The organism is Actibacterium naphthalenivorans (assembly GCF_014196965.1).
Lineage (GTDB): Bacteria > Pseudomonadota > Alphaproteobacteria > Rhodobacterales > Rhodobacteraceae > Actibacterium_A > Actibacterium_A naphthalenivorans.
Map to the genome: position 1 here is coordinate 1 of NZ_JACIEQ010000032.1, position 4,628 is coordinate 4,628.

Consider the following 4,628-nt stretch of genomic DNA (forward strand, 5'->3'; position numbering starts at 1 on the left):
CGTGCTGACCATCATGCTGGCGCGCGACTGGTAGGGCAGGGGACTCCTCACCCTGACATCTGAGACGATGAAGGCCCGCTGACCCCTCAAAGGGAAAGTGGGCCTTTTGTCGTGGTGATCCCTGAAGCCGGGGATTGGTCACGCGCGTGAGCGCGCGGGCCACACTTCACCCTCCTGGAAGGATATCCCATGACCACATGCTTTGCTCCCCTTACCGTCGCTATCGGCGATCTCGTCCCGCATCCCGCCAATGTGCGCAGCAACGCGCCGGAAACCTATCACCCCGAGAACATCGCCCATCTGAAGGCCAGTATCGCTATTCTGGGCCTGCTCCAGCCTCTCCTGGTCCAGAAGCTCGACGGCAAATACGCTGTCCTCGCCGGTGGCCGGCGCTATGCCGCGCTGAAGGAGCTGGTTGCCGACAAGGCCGCCAAGGGGTTCACGGCGAAGACCAAGGTGGACTGCCGCCTTGTGCCGGAAGACTGCGACGTCACCACGGCACTGTCGCTCGCCGAGAACATCACCCAGGCACCGATGAATGCCATCGACGAGTTCGAGGCTTTCGCCCGGATGATGGAGGTCGACGGCCAGACGCCCGAGACGATCGCGAAGACCTTCGGCACCACGGTGGCCGCCGTGAAAGGCCGGTTGCGCTATGGCCTTATCCACCCCGACATCCGCGCCGCGGCCCGGGGCAAGGTGATCACGCTCGACACGATGAAGGCCTTCGCCGAGCACCCGAGCCAGGAAGCGCAGCGCGAGGTCTTCGAGGCGCTCACGAAAGACGGCGGCTATATGCAGGCCTATACCGTCCGGCAGGCGCTCAAATCCCGCGGGGTGCAAGTCAAAGATGATATTGGGGCTTTCGTGCGCGAAGACTACGAGGCGCGTGGCGGCGCAGTCGCGGCTGACCTTCTTGAAGAGCATTCCGTGCTTGAGGATGCGGCGCTGGTCGAGACCATCTTGCTCGAAAAGCTCGGTGCCGCTGCCGAAGAGGCCCGTATGAGGCTGGGCTTTGCCTGGGCCGATGCGATGGTCCGCTATGATTACGCGACCATGGCCGACTACGGCCGCGTCTATCCCGGCCCGATCGAGCCTGATGAGGCTGCCCGGAAGCGCGTGGATGAAATCACCGCCGAGCTTGAGAAATTGCAGCTCGAGATGGAGAATGAGGGACTCGAGGACGGTGCCTACAACGCCCTTTACGAGCGCGTGGACGCCTTGGAAGAGGAAGCCCGCGACCTGCAGGAGGCCTACAGCGCCGAGGACCTCGTCCGCGCTGGTGTGATTGCCTCGTGGCAGGGTGGGCAGATCACGCTCCATGTGGGCCTCGTCCGCCCCGAGGACACCGTCAAAGAGGAGGGCGCGCGCGGCTCCGCGAGTAATCCGACAGGGGAGGAGGCCCCGGACGCCGGAGAAATCACTTATCCAGCCTCGCTGGCAGAGGACCTCAAGACCGAGCGAGCCATGGCCCTTGGCGCCGCGATGGCGCTGCATCCGGAGGCCACGCTCGATCTGACTCTTTTCAAGCTGGTGAGCGACGTTCTGGGCACCGGCATGAGTGTCACGCAGGCGATCAAGATCGATGCCCGCAAGGAATACCGCAACCACGCCAAGATGGACGAGATTGACGAGACCTCCCTTGAGCAGGTGGCCGCGGCGCATGATGTGCTGGACCTCTCGTGGCTCGATGATACCCGCCCGCCCGCCGATCAGTTCGCGGCGTTTCGCGCGCTGAAGGCCGGCGAGAAGGCCAAGCTCGTCGCCTATGCCACGGCCAGCACCACGCAGTCCTGCTTCGCGCGGGATCCTCGGCGCGACAGCCTAATGCATGACTTCGAGATCGAGATCATGCCCGACATCCGCGCCCACTGGACGCCGAACGCGGCGCTGTTCAATCGTTTCAAGAAGGCCTGGCTCCTGAAGATTCTGGGCGAGGATCTGGGTCTGGCCCAGGAGGCGGTGACGCTGGCCTCGTCGAGCAAGAAGGAAATCGTCGCCTTCTGCGACAAGCTCTTCGCCGAACCCTTCGCCACACTCACGGACGCGCAGCGCGCTGCCGTGGCCGCCTGGTGCCCGCCGATGATGCAGACCGCCGGTGGCGCCTGTGATGAGACGGCGCCGATCACGGAAACCCCGGAACCTGACGGCGAGGTCGCGCAAGCGGCCTGAGCCATCACGCGACCCGCGCGAGGCATTCCCTGCGCGGGTCGACCCTCTTCCAAACCGAACAGAAAGACATCCCGATGGCTATTCTCAAGTTCTCTGCCTCCGCAGTTGCGGCGCAGATCGCCCATGCGCGCGCCTGCAAGACCTTCCTGCCCAACTGGAACGGGCCCGTGGACAGGCCGGCCCTGATCCTCATCGTCGGCAATGGTGTGCATCTGCGCTCGAACGGCATCGATGGCACGACCACCCGTATCGTCACCACCGAACAGGCCGATCCCTCCTTCGCCTTCGCCGACGGCATGAACCCATTTCGGGATACCGACTGGATGGCGCAGCGCCGCATGGCGTTTCGCGATCTGACCGGCCAGTTCTACACCGACATCCTGGATGACGTGCAGGTGCTCATCGACCGGGGGCGAGGGGCCATCCGGCTCGCCACCGATGGCCACAGCATCCGCGTCTTCGTGCGCCGGGCCTCGGATTATCTCATCGGCGGGACCTACGAAGTGCCCTCGGGCCTCGGCGGCACCTTCCGGGTCATCCTCAAGGATGCCTGCGACACCTTCGCGATCGTGCAGAACTGCGGCAATTGCGAGGATTTCGACGCCATGCAGCCCTACCGCGTGCCGCTCGATACCCTGATGGAAATCGATGACCGGAGGGTGGCGTAACGCGCCCATTCTCAAACACGCATCGCCAATACCCTGCCGGGCCTGCGGCCCTCTCGGGACATTGGCGACAACAATTTCCCCAGTGACAGAAAGGACTCTGAGATGGGTTGGCTCTTCTACACCGACGGCCGCGTCAAATCCTACGCGGATGAGAAAGCGGAAATCGCCCGGCTCTGCACCTTCGAGGGCGAAATGCGCAGAACCGAACTGATCAAGGCCTGCAAGGTGGGCTCCACCTGGTATGCGGCGGCAAGGGTCACAGGTATCGATGGCTCGCCGGTCGAGGACACGACCTATGTGACCGATGCGGATGGCTCCATCACTTTCGGGGCTGTCTTCCTCACCCGATACGATGACGGCTGCTGGGGCTACAAGGACATGGAGGAAAGCGCTGGCCCGAACGAGTCTCGTGCTCCCCTTGGGCTGATCGAGCTCCTCTCCGACCTGAAAGACCCGGACAGCTACGCCCAGGACTGGCGCCAGCGCTGCCGGGACTGGGCTTCGATCCCTGACTACGAGGAAGGCGACAAGATCCGGCTCGCAGCACCCGTGACGCTCACCGATGGCAGCACCTGCCAGATCGTCACCGCGACACACTACAGGCGTGGGCGGCAAAAACGCCGCTGCTACCGCATCGAGGAAACCGGTGGGCTCGTACGCCTGTCGAAGGCCTCGCTTGCGGGCTCGGAGCTGCTCAGCTCTGCGAAAGTCGCGGCCAGTCCTGTGCTGGCGGAGTTCCTAGCGGGGCAGGGTGGCTGAATTTCCCGCTGAGACAACACCACGGGACTACGCGCGCACATACTGCCGACTTGAATTCGTATCTCAAATGAGATACATCATTCCCATCAACTGGAGGACCATCCATGCCTGCCCAAACATCCATGCTTCATGTCCGTGTTGACGATCAGCTGAAAGCACAGGCGTCGGACGCACTTGCGGGCGTCGGTCTGACGCTCTCCGACGCGGTGCGTATTCTTCTAACCCGCGTGGCCGCAGAAGGCGGATTGCCTGCCGGATTGACCGCTGATCCGGATGCCTATGACGCCTGGTTCCGGGCGAAGGTACAGGAAGCGCTGGACGATCCAAGCCCCACAACGCCCCATGCCAAGGCGATGCAAGACGCCCAGGCATTGATTGACGGGAAGCGCCTTGCCAAATCTTGAATGGAAAGCCACGGCCATAGCCGACTTGCTGGCAATCATTGACTACATCTCTGACGACAACCCGGATGCCGCCCAAGTTCTCAAAGACGAGATTGAACACAAGACGTCCCTCCTTCCAGAACGCCCTCAGATGTACCGCGCGGGCCGTGTGGACGGGACTAGGGAGATGGTTGTTCGGCCGAACTACATCGTGGTCTATGCTGAAAGCCCTGAGATGGTGACCATTTTGCGCGTTCTTCATGCTGCGCAGCAGTGGCCATGATCGGGGTGCAGGCCCCCCGCTAAGAAATTGCCCGCTCTCCGCCTTCAAAGTGTAGAGCAGGCTTTTTGTCCTTTGGAACTCAGACCCTGATCCAAAGGAAACCCCCATGTCCAAGCACCGCTCAACGCTCCCCAATCCTGTTGAATCCGACGCTAACCTCGTCTCTGCCCTCGAGCAGATCGGCACGGAGGTCGACTACCAGCCCCTGCGTAGCTCAGCGCTCGCGCGCATCATGCGCGAGACGTTTCATGGCAGCGATGCCGGCGATGCCTGGGACTGGCGCATGGCCTATGACATGATGCAGGCAGCGGCCATCCAGGTGTTTCTGCGTGGGGCCGGTGCCACAGCAGACATCGCCAACGC

At 62.9% G+C, this 4,628-nt stretch carries 5 protein-coding genes and 1 pseudogene; all 6 read left to right on the forward strand.

Annotated features, from left to right (window positions below; translation table 11 throughout):
- Positions 1–189: 189 nt before the first annotated feature.
- The gene (locus GGR17_RS20005) at positions 190–2,172 is read left to right on the forward strand and encodes a ParB/RepB/Spo0J family partition protein (protein WP_183314825.1); all 1,983 of its coding nucleotides are present in this window, start codon (positions 190–192) and stop codon (positions 2,170–2,172) included.
- Positions 2,173–2,246: 74 nt separating this feature from the next.
- Positions 2,247–2,840 carry a hypothetical protein gene (locus tag GGR17_RS20010; RefSeq protein WP_054540626.1) on the forward strand — a complete coding sequence of 198 codons (594 nt, stop codon included), beginning with the start codon at positions 2,247–2,249 and terminating at the stop codon, positions 2,838–2,840.
- A gap of 102 nt (positions 2,841–2,942) precedes the next feature.
- Positions 2,943–3,599: a DUF6927 domain-containing protein gene (locus GGR17_RS20015; protein ID WP_054540627.1), complete on the forward strand. Its 657-nt coding sequence runs from the start codon at positions 2,943–2,945 to the stop codon at positions 3,597–3,599.
- Between the two features lie 104 nt (positions 3,600–3,703).
- Positions 3,704–4,003 (forward strand): type II toxin-antitoxin system RelB/DinJ family antitoxin, encoded by a 300-nt coding sequence (locus GGR17_RS20020; RefSeq protein WP_074838673.1) that lies wholly within the window; start codon positions 3,704–3,706, stop codon positions 4,001–4,003.
- Positions 3,990–4,265, forward strand: a complete 276-nt coding sequence (locus GGR17_RS20025) for a type II toxin-antitoxin system RelE/ParE family toxin (protein WP_071974127.1) — start codon at positions 3,990–3,992, stop codon at positions 4,263–4,265. Before GGR17_RS20020 ends, GGR17_RS20025 begins: the two co-directional genes overlap by 14 nt.
- Before the next feature lie 106 nt (positions 4,266–4,371).
- A pseudogene (locus GGR17_RS20030) lies at positions 4,372–4,628 on the forward strand (strawberry notch family protein); the annotation flags it as partial.